This window comes from Kutzneria sp. 744, from assembly GCF_000568255.1.
In the GTDB taxonomy this organism is placed as follows: Bacteria; Actinomycetota; Actinomycetes; order Mycobacteriales; family Pseudonocardiaceae; genus Kutzneria.
This window is the reverse complement of the sequence record NZ_KK037166.1, coordinates 1066732-1087080: the sequence shown is the minus strand read 5'-3', so window position 1 is coordinate 1087080 and position 20349 is coordinate 1066732. Positions and strand designations below refer to the sequence as shown.

Here is a 20349-nt window from a genome sequence, read left to right as displayed (position 1 = left end):
TGAAGAAGGGGGAGAGAATGTGTGCCGGGGAACGGTTTTCGGCGGGACTCGCGGGGTGAGGTCAGGTGCGGTTGCGGTAGCGCAGGACCGCGAGGGGGGCGAAGACAGCCATGAGGCCGAGGCTCCAGGCGATGGCGCCGGCGGCGGAGCCGATTACGGGGCCACCGACCAGGAGGCCGCGGCAGGCGTCGGTGACAAGTGTTGTCGGGTTCACCGCGACGAAGGCCTGGAGCCAGGAGGGCATGGTGTCGGGCGGGGCAAAGATGGAGCTGCCGAACTGGAGGGGGATCATCCACAGGAAGCCGACGGTGGAGACCACCTGGGCGTTCTTGACGCTGAGGCCGACGAAGGCGGAGACCCAGCAGAGGGCGGTGCCGTACAGGAGCAGCAGGGCGAAGGCGCCGAGGACCTCAAGGGGACCGGTGTGCACGCGGAAGCCGACGACGAAGGCGAAGGCGAGCATCACGAGCTGCCCCAACAACAGGCGGCAGACGTCGGAGCCGATGCGGCCGGCCAGGACGGCCGAGCGGGCGATGGGCAGGGACCGGAAGCGGTCCATGACGCCCTGGCCGAAGTCGGTGTTGAGGCCGATGCCGGTCACGGTGGAGGCGAACGAGGCGGTCTGGACCATGATGCCGGGCAACAGGTATTCCCGGTAGTCGAGGTGGTCGCCGCCGATGGCCCCGCCGAGCACGTACAGGAACACCAGGGTGAACACGATCGGCATGACCGTCGCGTCCAACAGCTGCTCGGGGTCGTTGCGGATGTGCACGAGGTTGCGCCGGCAGATGGCCAGCGAGTGCCGCAGGGTGGACGCCGTCATGCCGACCTCTTCGTGAACGTCAGGAAAACCTCGTCCAGGCTGGGCAGCCTGGTCTCGATCTCGGCGATGGTCAGGCCCAGTCCGCCGATGACCCGCAGCGCGGCGGTGAGCCACTGCTCGTCGGCCATGGGCAGGGAGAGCCGGCCGGCCTCCTCGTCGGTGACGGCGGAGCCCAATCCGGCGTCGGCCAAGGCCTTCGCGGCATCGGTGGCCTCGTCGGGACGTTCCATGCGCACATGCAGCACGCGGCCGCCGACGCGGGCCCGTAGCTGGTCGGGGGTGCCGCCGGTGACGACACGACCGTGGTCGATCACCACGACCCGGTCGGCCAGCGCCTCGGCCTCCTCCATGTACTGCGTGGTCAGCAGCACGGTCGAGCCACCGGCCACAAAGGACCGAACCACGTCCCACAACTCGTTGCGGCTGCGGGGATCCAGGCCGGTGGTCGGCTCGTCCAGGAACAACACCTTGGGGTTGCCGACCAGGCTGGCGGCGAGGTCGAGGCGGCGACGCATGCCGCCGGAGTAGCCGCGCGCGGGCCGGGTGGCGGCGGCGGTGAGGTCGAAGCGCTCCAACAGCTCGTCGGCACGGGCCTTGGCGGCCTTGCCGGACAGATCGAGCAGGCGCCCGATCAGGTAGAGGTTCTCGCGGCCGGAGATGTTCTCGTCCACCGACGCGTACTGCCCGGTCAGGCCGATCAGCCGGCGCACCTCGGTCGCCTGCGCCACCACGTCGTAGCCGCCGACGAAGGCGCGACCGCCGTCGGGGCGCACCAGCGTCGCCAACGTGCGGACCGTCGTTGTCTTGCCGGCGCCGTTCGGGCCGAGCAGGCCCAGCACGGTCCCGGCCTCGACCTCCAGGTCGACGCCGTCCAGCGCCTGGGTGTCGCCGAAGCGCTTGGCCAGGCCCTCGACGCGGATGGCTGCTGTCATAGCACGGGACGCTAGAGAACCCCCTTATCGGCCAGATATCGAGGCGACGATGTCCGTCCACAGGGGACCGGCCGGTGAAATGCCGGCGATAACGGAACAAAGCCGGGGCTGCCTACCGTCGCGGGCGTATCCGAGTGGAGGTAGGACAGCTATGACGGTGGTCACCGAAACCACAGCGGGTCCCTCGCCGGTCGCGTTGGCCACGGCCGACGCCGAGGCCGTCGAGGAGCTGGCCCGCGCCCTGAGCGCGGTGGACAACGACCTGGTGGACGTCCCGGAGTGGGTGGACGACGCGCGGCGGGCCTGGGACGAGGCCCCGGTCGGTCTACGCCGGCCGCTGCGGGAGTTCCGCCGCGACTCGGGCCCGCAGGGCGCGATGCTGCTGCGGAACCTGCCCGTGAACGAGCATGGTCTGCCAAACACTCCGACGGTGAACGGCTCGGTGCAGCGCACCGTCGCGGTGCCGGCGGCGGTGCTGATGATGATCGCGACCGGGCTCGGCGACCCGGCCGCGTTCCTGCCGGAGAAGACCGGCGCCCTGGTGCAGGACGTGGTTCCGGTGCCGGGCAAGGAGGAGTTCCAGGGCAACGCCGGCTCGGTGCTGCTGGAATGGCACACCGAGAACGCGTTTCACCCCAACCGTCCCGACTACGTCATGCTGCTGTGCCTGCGGCAGGACCACGAGGGCATCGCCGGTCTGCGCACCTCGTGCGCCCGCACGGTGCTGCCGATGCTGACCGACGAGGCGCGGGAAGCCTTGTTCAGCCGCGAGTTCGTCACGCAGGCGCCGCCGTCGTTCGGCCTCGGCAGCGACGGGGCGGTGGAGCACGCGGTGCTGTTCGGCGCCGAGGAGGACCCGAACCTCCGGGTCGACCTGGCCGCCACCACGCCGCAGACGCCCCGGGCCGCGGCGGCGCTGGAGGAGCTGCGGGAGCGGTTCAACGACGCGTCGCAGACGCTTCGGCTGCGGGCGGGCGACCTGGCCATTGTGGACAACCGCGTGACCGTGCACGGCCGCACCGGTTTCACGCCGCGTTATGACGGCAAGGACCGCTGGTTGCAGCGCACGTTCGTGATGAACGACCTGCGCCGCTCGCGGTTCCAGCGGCCCGGCGACGGCTACGTGCTGGTCTGAGCCTTGGTGAGGGGTCGGCGTGACCGCCGCTCGTGCAGCGCGATCACAGCGAGGGCGAACAGGCCGACCCCCACCCCGGTCAACCCGGCGAACTCCTGCTCGACCAGGTCGAAGACCTCGGTGAACAACACCGTGACCAGTGCGGCGTAACGACTCCAGCGCAGCACGGCGGCACGGTCGTCGGACCATTGCAGGATCAGCGCGACTATCGCCAGCACACCGGCCACGGTGGCGCTCGCGAGCTGCCCGACGCCGGCGATCCACTCGGCCCCGTGGGCGTCCTCCAGCAGCACGAGAAGCGAGCCGACGATGCCCGCCGCGGCCTGGCCGATCAGCAGGATGTTGGTCAGCCACACCAGAACCCAGCTCTGCGGCAGGACCGCCGCCAGCCGGTGACGGAAGGTGTCGAAGATGTGCGGGGCCGCACGGCCCGGCGGGCACAGATCGACCACAGTGGACAGCGCGGACGTCATTCCCGAGTCCGCGCCGCCCTTTGCCGCCCGCATGAGCAGGCGGTTGGCCACCGAACGCCGTGACTTCGTCAGCCCGGCCACCACACCCTCGGCGGCGATGGCCGCCGCGTTGGCCAGCTGTTCGGCCGGGCCGCGCGGGCGCCGGTCGTGCACCAGCCGGCCGGCCAGCACGATCGCGACGAAGACGACGTACATGATCGCGACGGCCGGTCGGTAGAAGTAGTTGTTGTCGGCCGTGACGAACTTGCCCACCTCGTCGATGAACAGCCCGAACCCGACGCCGCCGAGCACCGCCGCCAGCGGCTTGGTGACCGGCCCGAGGTAGGACAGCACCAGCAGCTGCGAGATCAGCAGCAACAGCCCGCCCCACAGCATGTGGGCGATGTGCAGGCCGCCGCTGCCGATCTTGGGATAGCCGGTGGCGCCGAGGAACGATCTCGTGATCAGGATGGTCGCGACCGCGCAGACCACGAACGCTCCAGGTGCTGCCAGGCGTTTCGGTCACGCACCAGCGCCGGTCCAACAGCCATCCGCCGAACTTACACCAGCAGCGGGCTGCCGTAGTTCTGCTCGACCCACTCGGGCCGGTACACCGAGTCGAGATAGCGTTCGCCCAGGTCGGGGGCGATGGCGACCGAGATGCCGGCGCCGTTGTCGGCCAGCCACCGCTCCGGCCGCTGACCACCGTCCCGGTGGACCCGCCGAACACGAAGCCGGCCGCGGCCAGCCGGTGGCACATCTTCACGGTGTCCTCCTCTCGCACGTGCACGACGTCGTCCACAAAGGACTCGTCGAGCAGCTGCGGGCGGACGCTGGTGCCGAGGCCGGGTATCAGCCGCGGCGAGGCCGGCGCGCCGAACGTGACCGAGCCGACGGCGTCGATGGCCACGATCCGCACCGACGGACGGTGCTCGCGGAAGTAGCGCGCGCAGCCCATCAGCGTGCCGGTGGTGCCGGCCCCGACGAACAGCACGTCCAGCTCGGGGAACGCCTTGGCGATCTCCGGCGCGGTGCTGCCGTGGTGGGCCAGCCAGTTGCCGCTGTTGGCGTACTGGTTCAGCCACACGTACCGCTCGTCGAGCAGGCACATCCGCCGCACGTACCCGATGCGCGCGCCGAGGAAGCCGCCGTCCGGATCGGGCTCGGTGATCATGTGCACCCGCGCCCCGAACGACTCGATCAGCCGCCGGGAAGCGGTGTTGCAGCGTGAGTCCGTGACGCACAGGAAGCCGTAGCCGCGGCTCGCGGCGATCATCGCCAGGGCGATGCCGAGATTGCCCGACGAGGACTCGATCAGCACTGAGCCCGGCGCCAGCCGCCCGTCCCGCTCGGCCGCGTCCACCATGGCCACGGCCGCCTTGAGCTTGACCGAGCCGGCGAAGTTGAAGGCCTCGCACTTGAGGAGCAGCGGAAGTCCCAGTGCCCGGCGCAGGTCCACGTAGAGGTCGTCGACATGGAACTCGTCCGGGCCGGAGATCACCTGCATGGCACAAACCGCCTTCGTCAGGACCGGCCGTAACGGGAGAGCTCGTGGAAGAAGTCGGGCACGGTCGCGAGCTCGCCGGCCGCGGCCAGCTCGTCGTGCACGTGCTTGCCGACGGCCAGGTCCAGCACGCCGAGGCCGAACGGGGAGAACACCAGCGGCTTGTCGTCGGGCAGCTCGACCCGGCCGGTGAGCACGTCGAACAGCGTGCCGTCCAGGAAGTCGCGGTTGCCGGTGCGCTGCTCGGCCAGGTGCGGCGAGGTGTCGGCCTTGAGGCAGTGGTCCACGTCGTCGACGATGTTGGTGGACGCCAGGATGATCTCCGGCGACAGGTCGCGCAGGGACACGTGCAGCACCAACGGGTTGTGCTCGAACCAGTCCACTTCGGACACATGTGGCCGGCCGGCCACGGTCGCGAACACCACGATGTCGCTGGTGCGGATCAGCTCCTCCGCGCTGTCCCGGATGGTGATCGTCGCCCCGGTCGCGCCGCGCTCCAGGTAGCCCTTGAAGCCCACGGCGTGCTCGGTCGACAGGTCGTGCACGCCGATCTCGTCGAAGTCCCAGCCGGTGCCGGCGAGATAGGTGTGGATGTAGCGGGCGATCAGGCCGACGCCGAAGAAACCGATGCGGCGCGGGCGGTTTCGGCCCCGGGTCAGCACGTCCGCGGCCAGCGCGGCCGAGGCGGCGGTGCGGGCGGCGCTGATGATCGACGCCTCCATGCAGGCCAGCGGGTAGCCGGTGTCGTGGTCGTTGAGGATCAGCACCGCCGACGCGCGGGGCACGCCGCGCTGCACGTTCTCCGGGAAGCTGGAGATCCACTTGAGGCCGTCGACCGCGACGTCGCCGCCGATCGAGGCCGGCAGCGCGATGATGCGCGAGGTGGGGCGGTCCGGGAAGCGCAGAAAGTACGACGGCGGGTTGACGGTGTCGCCGCCGCCGTGCACCCTGTAGGCCGCCTCCACGATCTCGACGACACGCTTCTCGTTGCCACTGAGCACACCGTGCACCTGGCTGCCGGGGATCACGGCGAACGGGGGCACCTGCGGGTCGGTCATGAACGGCTCCATCTGATGTCGGTGCGCCGCACGGGATCTCCCATCGCGACGACGATCTCGCGGTCGCCCTCGTAGGGCTGCCGGCTGTGCGCGGTGCGGAGGTTGTCCACCAGCATCAGATCGCCGCGCTGCCACGGAATGCTCGCGGTGTGCCGCTGGTAGACCTCGTTGATCACGTCGACGACCTCGGCCGGGATCGGCTCGCCGTCGCCGTGGCGGGTGGTGAACGGCAGGCCGTCCGGGCCCAGCACCATGGCCAGGTACTCGCGCACGTCAGGGTCCATGGTCAGTTCGTTGAGGAACGCGATCTGGTTGAACCACAGGCGTTGCCCAGTCACCGGGTGGTGGGCGACGGCGGTGCGGAGCTGCCGGGTGCGCAGGCCGGCCTCGGTCCACTCGAACTCGGTGTCGTTGGCCCGGCAGTAGGCCTCCACTTCGGACTGGTCATCGGTGCCGAACGCCTGCTGCCACGGCACGCCGATGGTCTTGCCGTAGTTGCGGATCAGCTGCCAGCCGTCCTTCTCGAAGCGGGACACGATGTCCGGCGGGAGGTCGGCCAGCACGGCGCCGGCGTCGGCGACCGCGGTCTCGCCGCCGGCCGCCGGCGCCTGCAGGCAGGCGAAGACCATGGTGCCAGGGAGTTCCTGGGCGTAGCTGAGCTCGTGGTGCATGCACATCGGCTGGTTGGCCGGCCACGCCGACGAGGAGTACACCGCCGGCGCGTAGGCCGTGCGGGGCGCGAACGACTCTCGCTCGGTGATCAACCGGCCGGTGATCAGCTTGGCCAGCCGACCGGCCTGCGCGGCATCCGCGACGTCGAGGCCTCGTACCACAACCGTGCCGTGGCCGAGGACCGCGGCGCGCAGCGTGTCCAGGTTGTCGGCGACCCAGCCTTCGGCGTCGCTGTTCGCGTACGCCCGCAGGACCGGCGGTCTGCCTTCCAGCAGTGGCGCGAACGCCTCCACCAAGGACGACATCGTTGTGTTCCTTTCAGCCGGCCTGTTCGACCAGCGCGGCTAACTTGCTCAGGGTCGGGGCGGCCGTGATGTCGGTCAGGGAGACCGCGGGCTTGAGCTTGATCGCCAACCGGACGGCGCTGAGCGAAGTGCCGCCCAGCTCGAAGAAGTCGGCGTCGGCGCCGATCCGCTCCACCGGCAGGCCGAGCACGTCCGCCCATGTCGCGGCGAGCTTCCGCTCCGCGTCGGTGGCCGGGGCGACGTAGTCCTGTTCGGACAGATCGTTGGCGGCGGCCTTGAGCGCCTTCTTGTCGATCTTTCCGTTGTCGGTGAGCGGCAGCTTGTCCAACCGGTGCGCGGCCGTCGGCACCATGTAGTCGGCCAACGCGACGGCCGCGTGCGCGAGGAGCTGCTCGCCGGTGAGATCACCAGTGGCGGAGAAGAAGGCCACCAGCTGCGGTCCGTCGGCGACGACCACGGCGGCATCCTTCACGCCGGGCGCGCCGAGCAGGCGGTTCTCCACCTCGCCGATCTCGATGCGGAAGCCCCGGATCTTCACCTGCGCGTCGCGGCGGCCGAGGAATTCCAGCCGGCCGTCGGGCAGCCACCGACCGAAGTCGCCGGATCGGTACATCCGCCGGCCGGGGCGCAGCGGGTCGTCCATGAAGGCCGCGGCCGTGCGCTCGGGGTCGTTGATGTAGCCGCGGCCGACGCAGATGCCGGAGAAGGCGATCTCGCCGACGGCGCCCAGCGGCATCGGGCGCAGGCGCTCGTCGAGCACGTACACGGTGGTGTTGGCGATGACCTTGCCCAGCGGCACCGATTCCGTGTCCGGGGTCGAGGTCATGACCTCGTGGTTGGTGTCGTCGGAGGTCTCGGTGAGGCCGTAGGCGTTCACCAGTGTCCCATGGGGACGGTGGGCGAACCAGCGCTGCACCAGTTCCTTCTTGATGGCCTCGCCCGTGACCGAGACGCAGCGCAGCGCCGGCAGGTCACGCGGGCGGACCTCCAGCTCGGAGAGCACGACCTCCAGGAAGGACGGAACCAGTTGCAGCACTTCGACCTCGCCGGTCTCGACGGTGTCGAGGAACCCGTTGATGTCGAGGATGTCCTGCTGCGGCACGATGACCGTGCGGCCGCCGACCAGCAGTGCCGACACCAGCTGCCACAGGGAGATGTCGAAGCACTGGGGCGCGGTCTGGGCCACCACGGCGCCTTCGCCGATGCCCAGGTCGTCGATCTTGGCGTACAGGTGGTTGATCATGCCGCCGTGCTCGCACATGGCGCCCTTGGGCTGGCCCGTGGAGCCGGACGTGAAGTAGATGTACGCCAGTTGGTTCTGGTGTACGGGGATGTTCGGGTCGGTCGTCGGGCCGTCGACGATGCCGGTGAGCACCTGCTCGGTCAGCTGCACGGCGGCGTTGCTTCGGGTGAGCATCGCCTCGATGCGCTCGGCCGGGAAGTTCGGCTCGATCGGCAGATAGCACGCGCCGGCCTTGAACACGCCGAGAACGGCGGCCATCCAGTCGAGGTTGCGCTCGGAGATGACCGCGACCACGTCTTCGGCCTGAACACCTTGGCCGAGCACGAAATGCGCGATGCGGTTGGCCCGCTCGTTGAGCTCGCGGTACGTCCACTGCGTGTCCCGGCACTGTGCCGCGACGGCGTCCGGGTGGCGCTGGGCCCGCTCCTCGAACAGCCGGTGCATGCGGCGGTCCGGAAGTTCACGGTGGGGGCCGGCCATGCCGTGGACCTGGAGGTGCAGTTCCTCGGCGCTCAGCAGGGTTTCCGCGTCGTGATCGGCGTCGGGGTCGGCGATCAGCAGGCTGAGTGCTTTGGCGTGATACCCCGCCGTGCGCTCGTCCATGGCCGGGCACGTGCCGTTCCCCGCTCGCGCTGCCTCGACCAGGTCACGCCAGGATCCGTCGCGGACCACGACACGGCCGTGACCGTACTGGACCGCGCCCTCGCCGGTGAGCACGCTCAGCACCTTGGCGTGCGCGGCGAGCTGCAGGATTTCCTCGGTCACGCCGAGCTTTCCCGCCGCCTGCGCGAGACCGTGGGCGCTGTCCATACGACCCCCTCGAACGGTTCGGTTCGCTACCGAGCCGCCACGCTATCCAGGGGCCTTATTGGCGCATTATTGCGTCAACTACCGAGAGTGCGTCGAGCAGTCGCCGGGCCTCGGGCGGGGTGGCGCGGTCGGACGGCAGCCAGACGGCGATTTCCCGATGCAAGGGCGGGTTCAACTCTCGGGTCACGATGTCGACGCGGCGGTGTGCGGCCAGTGCGAGTCCCGGTAGGACGGCGATGCCTTGGCCGGCGGCGACCATCGCCTGCATCAGCACGTAGTCGTCGGTCACCTGGTGGTGCAGCGTCGGGCGGAACGACTGGCAATGGTTGACGAACCTGGCCTGGCACAGCGGGCAGCCGGCGATGATCGTTGCCGCGCGGAGATCGTCGAGGGCGATGGTTTCCTTGGTGGCCAACGGATGTTCGGCCGGCAGCGCGGCGAGTAGGGGGTCGCGGCCGAGGACCGTGACTCCTTTGCCTTGTGGTGGCTCGTCGTGGAAGGTCACGGCGACGTCCACCACGCCGTCGTTCAGGGCGGCCAACGCTTCCGGCGGTTCCGCCTGGCGGACGTCGACGCGGAGATCCTCCAGAGAGGTCACAGCATCGACCACGAGCGTCGCGCAGGCCGTGGGGAATGCCGCCACCCTGAGCCGCGGGACGTGACCGGATGCCAGATCCGGCAGGCATTCCTGGGCGGCCGTCAGCGACGCGGCGATCTGCGCCGCGTGCCGGGCCAGCGTTGTTCCGGCGTCGGTCAGCTGAACGCCACGTCCGTGTCGCTCGACGAGGTCGCAGCCGGCCGCGCGTTCCAGCCGCTTGATGTGTTGGCTGATCGCCGGGTGCGTCCAGCCCAGTTCGCGGGCCGCCGCCGACATTGAGCCCGTGCGGTCGACGAGGTGGAGCACCACCAGGCTCCTGGGATCCAGCATGTAACCGATACTGCCAGGTGGTGTCATCGATGCGTTCTTTTGCTTACATGTGTCGTCCGGCATCCTGGGGTGCATGGAACTGATCGGGATCATCGGCGGCCTGAGCTGGGAGTCCACCGCCGAGTACCTTCGGCTGCTCAACGAGGGCGTTCGGGCCCGGCTCGGTGGTCTGCATTCCGCCCGGCTCCGTGTCGCCACCGTCGACTTCGCACCCGTCGCCGACATGATGGCGGCGGGGGAGTGGTCCCGTATCGCCGCTGTGCTCATCTCCGAGGCCCGAGCCCTGGAGGCCGGTGGCGCTTCGTTCTTGCTGCTGGCCACCAACACCATGCACAAGCTCTATGACGAGGTGGCGGCCGCCGTTTCCGTTCCGGTGCTGCACATCTGCGACGTCACCGCCTCCGCCGCCCTGGCCGCCGGCGTCAGCCGCGTCGGCCTGCTGGGGACCCGGTACACCATGGAGCAGTCCTTCTACCGTGACCGCCTTGCCCTGCGCGGCGTGACCGCCGACGTGCCAGGCGCGGCGGAGCAGGCGGTCGTACAGCAGATCATCTTCGACGAGCTCTGCGTCGGCCGGGTCGAGGCCGCTTCCCGTGACCGGCTGTTGGACGTCTGCCGGTCCTTGGTCGCCGGCGGCGCCGAGGGCATCGTGCTGGGGTGCACGGAGCTGGAGCTGAGTGTTCGCCCCTCGGACCTGGACGTGCCGGTGTTCGCCACCACCGCGCTGCACTGCGATGCCGCCCTCGACCTGGCGCTCGGGGTTGCTGTTGACGTCTGACAACGACGCCCTGAGATCCGGCCTCGATTGAATGGTCGACCGTCCTGACCGGCGGAGTTCTGCTGCGGCATGTGCGCGTGTCCTGTGGATGACGCGTCATTGGCCGCCGAGAGGGTCGGCCTGCGTGTCGTCGTTGCCGGCGTTGGCGCGGTCGATCTCGGCCATGTGCTGCTCGGCCCAGTCCCGCAACGCCGCCAGCGGGACCTCCAGCGACAGGCCCAGCTCCGTGAGCCGGTAGTGCACCCGCGGCGGCACAGTCGGCTCGACCCGGCGGGCGACCAACCCGTCCCGGACCAGGCTGTGCAGGGTCACCGACAACATTTTCTGCGAGACACCGGGCATCCGCCGCCTCAACTCGGCGAACCGCACCTCACCCGGAACGGCTTCCGCGAGCACCTTGACCGCCATCGACGTCCATTTCGTGCCGATCCGGTCCAGGAGTTGACGTGTCGGGCACTGGGGATCGAACAGATCACCGTGACCTGCACGCTGTGCACCCACGGGCCGAGTGGTCACCTTGACCTCACCACCTGTCGACGAAGTGCCTCCTGGTTACCTCAAACGCAGTTACCTATGGTTTTGAGGTAACCAATGGTAACCGCAAGGAGACTTCGTGTCCGGAACCGCGCCACCCCGCCCGCCGCAGGTCCAGCTGCGTCGGATCGCCACCAATGGCATCCATCTCAACGTGGCCACGGCCGGCACCGGCCCGGCGATCGTGCTGCTGCACGGCTTCCCGCACACCTGGCAGCTCTGGAGCGAGATCATCGGCCCGCTGTCCACGCACCACCGGGTCATCGCCCCGGACCTACGCGGCTGCGGCGCCAGCACCCACGCGTCGGACGGCTACGACGCCGGCACCCTGGCCGACGACATCACCGGAATCCTCGACGCCCTCGCCGAATCCACCGCCGCCGTGGTCGCCATCGACGCCGGCACCCCGGTCGCTGTCCTGCTCGCCCTGCGGCATCCCGAACGGATACGACGGCTGATCGTCATGGAGGCGCTGCTCGGCTCGCTGCCCGGCGCCGAGGACTTCCTCGCCGCCGGGCCACCCTGGTGGTTCGGATTCCACGCCGTCCCCGGCCTCGGCGAAAAGGTCCTGATCGGACACGAGGCACAGTACATCGACTGGTTCCTCATGGCCGGCAGTCGCGGCAAGGGCGTGCGACCGGACGTCCGCGCGGCGTTCATCGATGCCTACACCGGATCGGACGCGCTGCGCTGCGCCTTCTCCTACTACCGCGCACTGCCCACCACCGACCGTCAGCTCGACGACGCCGTGGCCGACGGCCGGATCAGCATGCCCACCCTGGCGATCGGCGCCCACCCGGCTGGCACCACGCTCGAACGGCAACTACGCCCCATCGCCGACGACCTCACCGGGCACGTCATTGCGGACTGCGGCCACATCATCCCGCTGGACCGGCCCCGGGAACTGCTCCGTCTAATGACGCCCTTCCTCGACGCCGACCAACCCACCGGATCACGCGATCACCCACCCTCACCGTGACCGCTCCCTCATCGGCAGTAGCGGACGCCCGGTGCGCGACCTGCGGCATCAGCGGACGTTCGGCTGGTCTCGAACCGGTGGTATCCGCAGTTGTGCCTTGTGGTGGGCGAAGTGCTGAGCACCCAAGGGGACGAGGGCCTGTACGGGCTCCGAACCGTGAAACCCGTACAGGCCTGGCAGCGCCTCGGTGGTTACTGGTTTCGGCCTGCCGTGACGCCGCCGTCGACGTCCCAGATCGCGCCGGTGACCCAACCGGCCTGGTCGGAGAGGAGGAAGGTGACCACGGCGGAGACGTCCTCGGTGGTGCCGATCCGGCCGACCGGGTGGAAGGCGTTGAACCCCGCCAGCACGGAGTCGACCTCAGCCGGTGGGATGAAGCCCTCGTAGATGGGGGTGGCCACCACGGCCGGGGAGATGGCGTTGACCCGGATCTTGTGGTTGGCCAGCTCCAGGGCGAGGTGCTGGGTCAGGGCGTGCAGACCGGCCTTGGCCATCGAGTACGCCGATGACGGTGTCGCGGCGATGGCCTGCTTCGCCCACATGCTGCCGATGTTGACGATGGCGCCACCGTGGCCGCTGTTCACCATGTTCTGCGCCACGGTCTGGGTGATCAGGAAGGTGGCCTTGTTCAGGTCGAGGTAGGCGTCGTAGTCGGCGGGGGTGTGGTCGAGGAACGGCAGCGGCCTGAACACGCCAGCTGCGTTGACCAGCAACGTCGTGTCAGCGTGCTGGCCGGCCAGTTCCTCGCGCACCCGCGTCACCTCAGCGGGGTCGCGCAGGTCGGCGGTGATGCCCCACGCCTGTCCGCGGGTGGCCAGGTCGGCCACGGTCTTCTCGACCCGCTCGAGGTGGGAGCCGATGACGACCGCGCTGCCGCTGCGGCTGACGATGTCCTCGGCGATCTGACGGCCCATGCCGCTGCTACCGCCGACTACGACGAGCTTGCGGCCGGTGAAGTCCTGTTCCATGGTGGTTCCCCTCATCTGACTACCTACTAGTTGGTAGGTTGATTGGTCATGCAAAAGGTCGCCGCGGCGCCACGCGCGGCGGCCTTGGGTGGTGCGTTTTCAGAGCAGAGCGTCGACCAAGGTCGCCGCCACCGACCGGACCACATCCCGATCCTGTCCAGCGGCGCCGTCCGGCTGCCCGTGAGCGCGGGCCAGGAGCAGCGCCCCCTCCAGGGACGCCAGGTAAGCCTCGGCCGCCGCACCGGTCCGGGTGGCGGGCATGCCCGCCTCGGCCAACACGCCGGCCACCCATTGCCGCTGATCGGCGAAGAACGCGTCCGTCGCCTGCCGTACCTGAACGGGCAGGCTCTCCGCATCCACGGCGAAGACGCCGCAGAGGCAGATGCGGCCGCCGTGGGCAAAGGTCTCGGCGTACAGCCCGGCATAACCCACCAGGCGCTGCCGTGCGCCCGCCGCGTCGTCGTCGACTTCCTTTCGCGCTACGGCGAACCGTTCCCGATAGCGCGCGATCAGCGCCTCGGCCAGTACGGCTTTGGTGGGGAAGTGGTGATGGATGCTCGGCTTCGTGATGGACAGCTCGGCACTGATGTCGGCGTAAGAGAAGCCGTTGTACCCCCGAACCTGCACCAGCGTCTGAGCGCTGTCCAGGATCCGATCCGCTGTCGTGGTCACGCGACAATTTTTACCTTCTAGTTGGTAGGCGGTCAAGGGGTGTCCTCGATGAACATCCGAGCCACGGCTACCGCCGTGGGAAGCGCCACGAGGTGACCAGTCCGTTACGGAACCGGCCGACGGTGGCGCCGACGTCCGCTCATCGGCACGAGCGAGCGTTCCCGCGCACGACCAACGGCAGAAGAGGATGTTCGGCGAGGTCCGCGGCCGCGCGGTCGATCGAGGCGTCACTTCGGATCGATGTCCGCATAGAAGGAGCGGAGGGCGGTGGCGAGTTGTTCGGGTGCTTCCATCGCCACGTAATGGCCGATCTTTTCGATGTGTGCCGCGGTCACCTTGGTGGCGACCTGCCGCAACGTCGCGGGTGTGAAGTCCGCCGAGCGGCCCGCGACTGCAAGCACGGGCATGTCCAGTTTCCGAGCCGCGAGCGTGCGAAGTTCGTCACCCTCCGAGAGCAGGGACCGGTACAGGCCGGCTGCGCCGGCGAACGCGTCGGCTCGCGCGTAGGAGCGGACGAGTTCGTCGATGTCCGCGTCGGTGAACGCGTCAGGGCTCGCGGTGAGTGACGGGATCGCGTAGTCGGCGAGGAACTCCCGCTCGCGTCCGGTCAGGAGCATCGCCGGAATGCCGGGGGCGGCCAGAACGCCAATGTGCCAGGCGCCGCCGTGGGCGACGTCGGCGAGCTTCTCGGCGCCGAACCCCGGGAGTCCGGTTTCGATCCCGGTGTAGCTGCAGACGAGTTCGGGACGGGTGGCGGCGACACGAAACGTTGTGGAGCCGCTGATGTCCTGCCCGGTGAGGTGGACGGGTCCGACGTCCAGGTGCGCGATCAGGTCGCCGAGGTCCTTCGCTGCCGTCTCGCTGTTGTGCTCCGCAGCGGCGGTGGCGGAGTCGCCGAATCCGCGCAGGTCGACAGCGAACACTCGATGGTGCTCGCTCAGAAGGGGGATCAGTTTGTGGAAGGCCCACCAGGTTTCCGGGAAGCCGTGGACCAGCAGGACGGGGGACCCGGCAGTGCCGGCGGCCACGTAGTGCAGCTCGGTGCCGTTGAGGCTGACATGGTGGTGGTCGACGTTGGGGATGGTGGCGGCGAGACGATTCACGAGGTTCCTTCGGGTTGATAGACAAGTTACTTGTCGAACACTACGGGTTAGACAAGTGACTTGTCTACCTGGGCGGGCCTCGTATGATCGACCCATGGCACAGTCCAGCGGGGCAGAGCTCGCGCTTCTGCTGCTCGGCGGGTTTCACTCAATGGTCGACGAGGTGAACGTGGAGCTTGCGAAGCGCGGCCACGAAGGTGTCCGGCCTGTGCACGAGTTCGCCCTGCGTGCGGTGGACGCTGGTGCGGACACCGCCTCCGAGCTCGGTCGCCGACTCGCGGTCACCAAGCAGGCCGCCGCGCAGACCATCGCCGCACTGGAAGGGTTCGGCTATGTCGACCGCGCGCCCGACCCAAGCGACGGCCGCCGCAAGCGCGTGCGTGTTACCCCTCGCGGCCGCGAGCTGATGACCGTTGGCGGCGCGTTGTTCGACGACGTACGCAACCGCTGGGCAGCCCGAATAGGCCCTGAGCAGCTCGAGACCCTGGAGACCCAGCTGGCCCGGCTCACTGCGCGCCGCGCATTCACCGCCGAAGATCTGCAGGACTGATCTCGGGAAGCCCGCTCGTCTTTCATGTCCGCTCATCGGCAGAGCCCGAAGTTCACGAACAAACTGGCTGCTTTGACACGAACGCGATGTCCGATGACCGCCAGACAGTTGTGCCGGTGGCGGCCAAGCTTACGGTTGTGAGCAAAGAACTTGACGGGAAGGTCGCACTGGTCACGGGTGGCGGCCGAGGCATTGGGGCCGCGGTGGCCCTGCGCCTGGCCGGTTCAGGCGCCGATGTGGCCCTGACCTTCCAACAGAACCAGCAACGCGCCCACGACGTGGTCGAGCAGATCAAGGCGATGGGACAGCGGGCGCTTGCCGTTCGGGCGGACAGCGCGGATCCAGTGGCACTGGTCCGCGCCGTGGAGCGGACCGCCGGTGAGTTCGGCCGGCTGGACATCGTGGTGAACAATGCCGGCGCGTTCCTGCTCGGTCCACTGGAACAGTTGACCCTGCAGGAGTTCGAGCAGACCATCGCGGTCAACGTCCGGGCGCCGTTCGTGACATCGCAGGCCGCGGTCAACCATATGTCCGACGGCGGCCGAATCATCAGCATCGGCAGCAACGTGGCCGAGCGCGCGGTGTTCCCCGGATTCTCCTTGTACTCGATGAGCAAGACCGCGCTCATCGGCCTGACCAAGGCGCTCGGTCGCGAGCTGGGCCCCAGGGCGATCACGGTGAACCTGGTCAACCCCGGCCCGACCGACACCGAACTCAACCCGGCCGACGACGCGGGCGCCGAGGGGATCGCCGGTTTGACGGCATTGGGGCACTACGCGGCTCCGGCTGACATCGCCGGAGCGGTGGCGTTCCTGGCCGGTCCGGATGGCCGGTACATCACGGGCGCGACGATCAACGTCGACGGCGGTTTCAGCATCTGACTGTCGCCGTCCTGACGAGCGGCGCAGGACGGTGCTGGTCTGCCGACCATGGTCGGCAGACCAGAACTGCTGAGACCGAAGTCGCTGGTTTCTCACAGGAGTCGGCACTTCTTGGAGGCTCAGGCCGTGCCATCGAGCGGCTATGGCTCACTGAACGTCCTCCGCACCGGGAGACTTCTGGAACGGCGTGAACTCGGGGCGGCGCTGCCCGGTGTCATCTGTGGCGGGGTTCGTCGAGAGTAACGATCCCGCTGATGTCCTCCAGGTCCCAGGAAGTCGGACGAGCGGCCGGATCGAGGTGTGATCGGCGGGCTGAGGCCGCCGGTCATGCCGCCGCCAGCAGCCTCTGACCGGCGGTCGTCAGTCGCGCGGGCCCTGATGTCGCCATGATCAGACCGGCATCGGCCAGTCGCCGGCCGGCGAACTGATCGCAGCAGTTCAGGCCGTCGACGACCAGACAGACGCCGGTGAGCTCGCAGCGCCCGGCGGCCACGGCACGCAGCACCGCCCGGTCTCGACAGCTGACAGAAAGCGGTGGTGTGGTGTTCATGGCGGTGCTCCTTCCGGCTGGGGTCGGCTACACCTACACGTCGAAAGGGACGGCCCTGGTTCGACACATGTCGGCGAGAATCTCGAAGCCCCAGCGGCCAGGTCCACCCGGCTTCGAGGACGCCCGCATGCTCCGAAGCCTCCGCTCCCGGCCGTGAACCAGGCTGGTTCGATCGTTGATGGCCGTGGCAGGCTTGGAATCCGTGAACCCAGTCGTCACACAGATCCTGACCATCGCGGGTGTCCTGCTCGGCTCCGCCGCGACGTTCGTCGTCACCACCACGTCCGAGCGATTACGGTGGCGGCGCACACAGTCCGCGCGATGGGACGACAAGCGCCTGGCCGCCTACACCGAGTACTCGAACGCCGTGAAGCGCATGGTTCGCCTGTGCCGGCGGGTCGCCGAGACCAGGAACCTGCTCGCCACCGGCCGTCCCGTCGACCTCGACGCCGCGTTCGCCGAGCTGGCCGAAGCCGAGACGGAACGCGCCCTGAACTGGGAAACCGTTCTCCTGCTTGGCGATCCCGCCGCGATCTCCGCCGCCCGCGCCTGGCACGAGCAGGTGTGGCAGCTCGAACGCATCCTGCGCGAGGACCGCCCCGACGAGGCGGTTTTCGTCGATGCCTACAAGAACACCATGCTCCTGCGCAACGACTTCTACGCCCGCGCCCGGACCGACCTCGGCGTCGCCAGCGGCCCGCTGCCCGAACTCACCTGGACCTCGCTCCAACCGCCGACCGACCAGTGACGTGCCGCGGCGCGCGTCCGGACGGGCTTGACCCTGACCGCACGTCAGGGTTGAGCCTTGTCCATGACGAACAACATCACTTCGGCGGCTCGGTCCGGCCGAGGGGACGGTTGGGCGGAGCCGCCAGGACAACCGGTGGTAACGGGCGCGGCCCCTCGCCGGCCCTTCCTAGCCGGCGAACTCCTCCCGTAGCTGCCGACGGAGCAGCTTGCCGGTGGCAGTGCGGGGGAAGTCGGTGCGGAACTCGATGCGGCGGGGGCGTTTGAAGGAGGCGAGGCCGGCGGCGCAGTGGTCGAGGAGTTGGCGGGCGAGGTCGGGGGAAGGGGCCGAGGCGGGCTGGACGATGGCGATGACGCTCTGGCCCCACTCGGCGTCGGGCACGCCGATGACGGCGGCGTCGGCGACGGCGGGTTGGGTGAGCAGGTGCTGCTCGACCTCGGCGGGATAGACGTTGACGCCGCCGGTGAGGATGAGGTCGGTGCGGCGGTCCAGGAGGTAGAGGTAGCCGTCGGAGTCGAAGCGGCCGAGGTCGCCGACGGTGTGCAGGTCGCCGATGCGGTTGGCCCGGGTCTTGGCGGGGTCGTTGTGGTACTCGAACGGGTCGCCGGGGGCGTCGTAGTAGATGGTGCCGGCCTCGCCGGGCGTCACCTCGCGGCCGTCGTCGTCGAGCAGCTTGACGGTGAGGCCGGGCAGCGGCCGCCCGACGGTGCCGGGGCGGCGCAGCCAGCCCTGCGGGTCGATCATGCTGACCAGGCCCTCGGTGGCGCCGAGGTACTCCCACACGATGGGGCCGAGCCAGTCCATCATGTGCTGCTTGACCTCCACCGGGCACGGCGCGCCGGCGTGGATGAGGGTGCGCAGGCTGGACAGGTCGTAGCGGCCGCGGACCTCGGCCGGCAGCCGCAGCAGGCGGACGAAGTGAATGGGCACGAAGTGGCTGTCGGTGACGCGGTGCTGCTCGATGGCCCGCAGCGTGGCCTCGGCGTCGAACTTGCGTCGCCAGACAATGGTGTGCCCGAGGTGCAGCGCCGAAAGGGAGAAGTAACTGGGCGCGGCGTGGTACAGGGGCGCGACGACGAGGTGCACGCCGTCGTCGGGCTGGAAACCGAACGGGGCCACGGAGTCGGCCATCGCCTGGGCGATCACGCCGGGCGGCCGGCCGGTCAGCCGGCGCTGCACGCCCTTGGGGCGGCCGGGTGGTGCCGGAGGTGTACATCATGACCCGGCCCTCTAGAATATCCGAGGGATCCTCGGAAGGGCCGTCCAGGGCCGCGTAGTCCTGCCAGCCCGGCACGGCGCCGTCGACGGCGAACCGGTGCGGCACGGCCAGGTCGAGGTCGGTGGCCAGGTCGGCGTGCGCGACGACGACCTTGGCCCCGGAGTCGGTGACGATGAACTCGACCTCGGGCGGCGTGAGGTGGGTGTTGACCGGCACCAGGTACAGCCCGAGCTGCCCGGTGGCCAACACCAGCTCGTAGTAGGCGGACGAGTTGTGCACCATCGCGGCGACGACGTCGCCGGGGGCGAGCCCGAGGGACCGCAGCGCATGGCTGAGGCCGTTCACACGGGCCCGAAGCTCCCCGAAGGTCGTGACCTGGCCGTCGGGGTCGATCAGCGCCGGCCTCGACGGATCCGCGACCGCTACTCCATAGAACCCGTTCGGCATCCCCAGATCCCTTCGCGAAGGAACGTCGCCTCCGACGGTACGACCGTTGTCGAATGAGGGGTGGGATTCGGTGCCCGGCCGACGACTTTCGATGCCCGAGCGACCATCGGTCAGAAGTGGTCATGGGTGACTTGTTCTGGTTGTTCTGTTTAGGTTATCGCGCACCGATGTCCCGATTTTTCGTGATCTTGCGCGTAAAATTCCGTGCTGCGCCGCCGACTGGAACAACCCTGAGGAGCCCAGTTGAGGTGCAGAGTGCTCGCCGCCGGCCTCGCCACGGCCGTTATCGCGGCGTTAGCCCCCGGTCTGGCGCAGGCGGTCCCGCTACCAGCACCCGAGCCGCCCTCGACGATCACGCTGATCACCGGGGACAAGATCACCGTCAACGGCCAGGACGTGTCGCCGCTGCCCGTACCCGGCCGTGAGGGAACCGCTTTCCACGTATACCAGGCACTGGGCCACACCTACGTGGTGCCGCTCGACGCGGCGGCCGCGGTGGCGTCGGGACGGCTGGACCGGCGGCCGTTCGACCTCACCGACCTCCAGCGGTTCAGCTACGGCAACTCCGCCGACATCCCGCTCATCGTCGCCGGCAGCTGGTCCGGGGCCACGACCCAGGCGCTGCCCAGCCTCAAGGCCGAGGCGGTGCAGGCCAAGAAGGGCCAGGCGTGGGCGCAGCTCAAGGACAGCGGCGCCAAGGTGTGGCTGGACGGGAAGCGCCAGGTCAGCCTGGACGAGAGCGTGCCCCAGATCGGCGCGCCGACGGTGTGGCAGGCCGGTTTCACCGGCAAGGGCGTGACGGTCGCGGTCCTGGACACCGGCATCGACGCCACGCACCCGGACTTCGCCGGCCGGATCGCCGACGCCAAGGACTTCACCAGCGACAACTCCACCGATGGCACCATCGGGCACGGCACCCACGTGGCGTCGACGATCGCCGGCAGCGGCGCGGCCTCCAACGGCAAGTACCGAGGCGTGGCCCCGGACGCCACCCAGGTGTCGCCGCGCGAGCTCGCGGCCGTGAACCAGCACTACCATGCCCAGTCCACTTAGCTGCA

At 69.2% G+C, this 20349-nt stretch carries 20 protein-coding genes and 2 pseudogenes; 7 read left to right on the top strand and 15 right to left on the bottom strand.

Annotated elements, in window-relative coordinates:
• Positions 1 to 61: 61 nt before the first annotated feature.
• Together KUTG_RS04755 and KUTG_RS04750 are read right to left on the bottom strand one after the other, a co-directional pair.
• Positions 62 to 823: an ABC transporter permease gene (locus tag KUTG_RS04755; protein WP_043715172.1), complete on the bottom strand. Its 762-nt coding sequence runs from the start codon at positions 821 to 823 to the stop codon at positions 62 to 64.
• On the bottom strand, positions 820 to 1755 hold the full coding sequence (locus KUTG_RS04750; protein ID WP_043715170.1) for a daunorubicin resistance protein DrrA family ABC transporter ATP-binding protein: 936 nt from the start codon (positions 1753 to 1755) through the stop codon (positions 820 to 822). The genes KUTG_RS04755 and KUTG_RS04750 overlap by 4 nt, the downstream gene beginning before the upstream one ends.
• A gap of 151 nt (positions 1756 to 1906) precedes the next feature.
• Here KUTG_RS04750 and KUTG_RS04745 point away from each other — a divergent pair, with 151 nt between their 5' ends.
• Entirely contained in the window at positions 1907 to 2890 is a 984-nt protein-coding gene (locus KUTG_RS04745; RefSeq protein ID WP_043715167.1) for a clavaminate synthase family protein, read from the top strand.
• On the opposite strand, the gene KUTG_RS04740 is transcribed toward KUTG_RS04745, so the two are convergent.
• The 6 genes and pseudogenes from KUTG_RS04740 to KUTG_RS04715 all read right to left on the bottom strand — a co-directional run bounded on the left by KUTG_RS04740 (position 2875) and on the right by KUTG_RS04715 (position 9925).
• Entirely contained in the window at positions 2875 to 3834 is a 960-nt protein-coding gene (locus KUTG_RS04740; RefSeq protein ID WP_052393955.1) for a hypothetical protein, read from the bottom strand. The genes KUTG_RS04745 and KUTG_RS04740 overlap by 16 nt on opposite strands.
• A gap of 68 nt (positions 3835 to 3902) precedes the next feature.
• Positions 3903 to 4849: pseudogene (gene sbnA / locus KUTG_RS04735) on the bottom strand (2,3-diaminopropionate biosynthesis protein SbnA).
• A 17-nt stretch (positions 4850 to 4866) separates the two neighbouring features.
• Positions 4867 to 5904 carry a 2,3-diaminopropionate biosynthesis protein SbnB gene (gene sbnB / locus KUTG_RS04730; protein WP_043728313.1) on the bottom strand — a complete coding sequence of 346 codons (1038 nt, stop codon included), beginning with the start codon at positions 5902 to 5904 and terminating at the stop codon, positions 4867 to 4869.
• Entirely contained in the window at positions 5901 to 6881 is a 981-nt protein-coding gene (locus tag KUTG_RS04725) for a TauD/TfdA family dioxygenase (protein ID WP_043715166.1), read from the bottom strand. Before KUTG_RS04725 ends, sbnB begins: the two co-directional genes overlap by 4 nt.
• Positions 6882 to 6894: 13 nt before the next feature.
• On the bottom strand, positions 6895 to 8934 hold the full coding sequence (locus tag KUTG_RS04720; RefSeq protein WP_052393953.1) for a non-ribosomal peptide synthetase: 2040 nt from the start codon (positions 8932 to 8934) through the stop codon (positions 6895 to 6897).
• A 55-nt stretch (positions 8935 to 8989) separates the two neighbouring features.
• The gene (locus tag KUTG_RS04715) at positions 8990 to 9925 is read right to left on the bottom strand and encodes a LysR family transcriptional regulator (RefSeq protein ID WP_198047011.1); all 936 of its coding nucleotides are present in this window, start codon (positions 9923 to 9925) and stop codon (positions 8990 to 8992) included.
• Positions 9926 to 9935: 10 nt separating this feature from the next.
• Between KUTG_RS04715 and KUTG_RS04710 the strand changes: the two genes are divergently transcribed.
• Positions 9936 to 10640 (top strand): aspartate/glutamate racemase family protein, encoded by a 705-nt coding sequence (locus KUTG_RS04710; RefSeq protein WP_043728307.1) that lies wholly within the window; start codon positions 9936 to 9938, stop codon positions 10638 to 10640.
• A 96-nt stretch (positions 10641 to 10736) separates the two neighbouring features.
• Here the strand turns inward: KUTG_RS04710 and KUTG_RS04705 are convergent, their stop codons facing one another.
• Positions 10737 to 11141, bottom strand: a complete 405-nt coding sequence (locus tag KUTG_RS04705; protein WP_157494328.1) for a winged helix-turn-helix transcriptional regulator — start codon at positions 11139 to 11141, stop codon at positions 10737 to 10739.
• A gap of 112 nt (positions 11142 to 11253) precedes the next feature.
• Between KUTG_RS04705 and KUTG_RS04700 the strand changes: the two genes are divergently transcribed.
• Entirely contained in the window at positions 11254 to 12153 is a 900-nt protein-coding gene (locus tag KUTG_RS04700; RefSeq protein WP_052393950.1) for an alpha/beta fold hydrolase, read from the top strand.
• A gap of 191 nt (positions 12154 to 12344) precedes the next feature.
• Here KUTG_RS04700 and KUTG_RS04695 read toward each other — a convergent pair whose 3' ends face one another.
• The 3 genes from KUTG_RS04695 to KUTG_RS04685 all read right to left on the bottom strand — a co-directional run bounded on the left by KUTG_RS04695 (position 12345) and on the right by KUTG_RS04685 (position 14821).
• Complete coding sequence (locus KUTG_RS04695) at positions 12345 to 13136, bottom strand: SDR family NAD(P)-dependent oxidoreductase (protein WP_232240663.1); 792 nt, start codon at positions 13134 to 13136, stop codon at positions 12345 to 12347.
• An 84-nt stretch (positions 13137 to 13220) separates the two neighbouring features.
• The gene (locus KUTG_RS04690; RefSeq protein ID WP_232240662.1) at positions 13221 to 13829 is read right to left on the bottom strand and encodes a TetR/AcrR family transcriptional regulator; all 609 of its coding nucleotides are present in this window, start codon (positions 13827 to 13829) and stop codon (positions 13221 to 13223) included.
• Positions 13830 to 14020: 191 nt separating this feature from the next.
• Positions 14021 to 14821, bottom strand: coding sequence for an alpha/beta fold hydrolase (locus tag KUTG_RS04685; RefSeq protein ID WP_232240661.1), 801 nt, complete (start codon positions 14819 to 14821; stop codon positions 14021 to 14023).
• A gap of 169 nt (positions 14822 to 14990) precedes the next feature.
• Here KUTG_RS04685 and KUTG_RS04680 point away from each other — a divergent pair, with 169 nt between their 5' ends.
• Positions 14991 to 15446: a MarR family winged helix-turn-helix transcriptional regulator gene (locus tag KUTG_RS04680; RefSeq protein ID WP_043715158.1), complete on the top strand. Its 456-nt coding sequence runs from the start codon at positions 14991 to 14993 to the stop codon at positions 15444 to 15446.
• A 110-nt stretch (positions 15447 to 15556) separates the two neighbouring features.
• Entirely contained in the window at positions 15557 to 16327 is a 771-nt protein-coding gene (locus KUTG_RS04675) for an SDR family NAD(P)-dependent oxidoreductase (RefSeq protein ID WP_232240660.1), read from the top strand.
• A gap of 325 nt (positions 16328 to 16652) precedes the next feature.
• On the opposite strand, the gene KUTG_RS04670 is transcribed toward KUTG_RS04675, so the two are convergent.
• Positions 16653 to 16877 (bottom strand): hypothetical protein, encoded by a 225-nt coding sequence (locus KUTG_RS04670; RefSeq protein WP_043715155.1) that lies wholly within the window; start codon positions 16875 to 16877, stop codon positions 16653 to 16655.
• A gap of 202 nt (positions 16878 to 17079) precedes the next feature.
• Here KUTG_RS04670 and KUTG_RS04665 point away from each other — a divergent pair, with 202 nt between their 5' ends.
• A complete protein-coding gene (locus KUTG_RS04665; protein ID WP_232240659.1) occupies positions 17080 to 17625 on the top strand; it encodes a hypothetical protein in 546 nt (181 codons plus the stop codon).
• Between the two features lie 168 nt (positions 17626 to 17793).
• Here KUTG_RS04665 and KUTG_RS65085 read toward each other — a convergent pair whose 3' ends face one another.
• Positions 17794 to 18804 carry an AMP-binding protein gene (locus KUTG_RS65085; protein WP_255360845.1) on the bottom strand — a complete coding sequence of 337 codons (1011 nt, stop codon included), beginning with the start codon at positions 18802 to 18804 and terminating at the stop codon, positions 17794 to 17796.
• A 76-nt stretch (positions 18805 to 18880) separates the two neighbouring features.
• Positions 18881 to 19291 (bottom strand): annotated as a pseudogene (locus KUTG_RS65080) (AMP-binding protein); the annotation flags it as partial.
• Positions 19292 to 19534: 243 nt separating this feature from the next.
• Between KUTG_RS65080 and KUTG_RS04655 the strand changes: the two are divergent.
• Positions 19535 to 20344: a S8 family serine peptidase gene (locus tag KUTG_RS04655; RefSeq protein WP_084578894.1), complete on the top strand. Its 810-nt coding sequence runs from the start codon at positions 19535 to 19537 to the stop codon at positions 20342 to 20344.
• Positions 20345 to 20349 lie beyond the last annotated feature (5 nt).

What these genes read in the sequence shown, in the direction of transcription:
- KUTG_RS04755 (WP_043715172.1), bottom strand. Translation starts at nt 823, where the DNA reads ATGACGGCGTCCACCCTGCGGCACTCGCTGGCCATCTGCCGGCGCAAC.
- KUTG_RS04750 (WP_043715170.1), bottom strand. Translation starts at nt 1,755, where the DNA reads ATGACAGCAGCCATCCGCGTCGAGGGCCTGGCCAAGCGCTTCGGCGAC.
- KUTG_RS04745 (WP_043715167.1), top strand. Translation starts at nt 1,907, where the DNA reads ATGACGGTGGTCACCGAAACCACAGCGGGTCCCTCGCCGGTCGCGTTG.
- sbnB (WP_043728313.1), bottom strand. Translation starts at nt 5,904, where the DNA reads ATGACCGACCCGCAGGTGCCCCCGTTCGCCGTGATCCCCGGCAGCCAG.
- KUTG_RS04725 (WP_043715166.1), bottom strand. Translation starts at nt 6,881, where the DNA reads ATGTCGTCCTTGGTGGAGGCGTTCGCGCCACTGCTGGAAGGCAGACCG.
- KUTG_RS04720 (WP_052393953.1), bottom strand. Translation starts at nt 8,934, where the DNA reads ATGGACAGCGCCCACGGTCTCGCGCAGGCGGCGGGAAAGCTCGGCGTG.
- KUTG_RS04715 (WP_198047011.1), bottom strand. Translation starts at nt 9,925, where the DNA reads ATGCCGGACGACACATGTAAGCAAAAGAACGCATCGATGACACCACCT.
- KUTG_RS04710 (WP_043728307.1), top strand. Translation starts at nt 9,936, where the DNA reads ATGGAACTGATCGGGATCATCGGCGGCCTGAGCTGGGAGTCCACCGCC.
- KUTG_RS04695 (WP_232240663.1), bottom strand. Translation starts at nt 13,136, where the DNA reads ATGAGGGGAACCACCATGGAACAGGACTTCACCGGCCGCAAGCTCGTC.
- KUTG_RS04680 (WP_043715158.1), top strand. Translation starts at nt 14,991, where the DNA reads ATGGCACAGTCCAGCGGGGCAGAGCTCGCGCTTCTGCTGCTCGGCGGG.
- KUTG_RS04670 (WP_043715155.1), bottom strand. Translation starts at nt 16,877, where the DNA reads ATGAACACCACACCACCGCTTTCTGTCAGCTGTCGAGACCGGGCGGTG.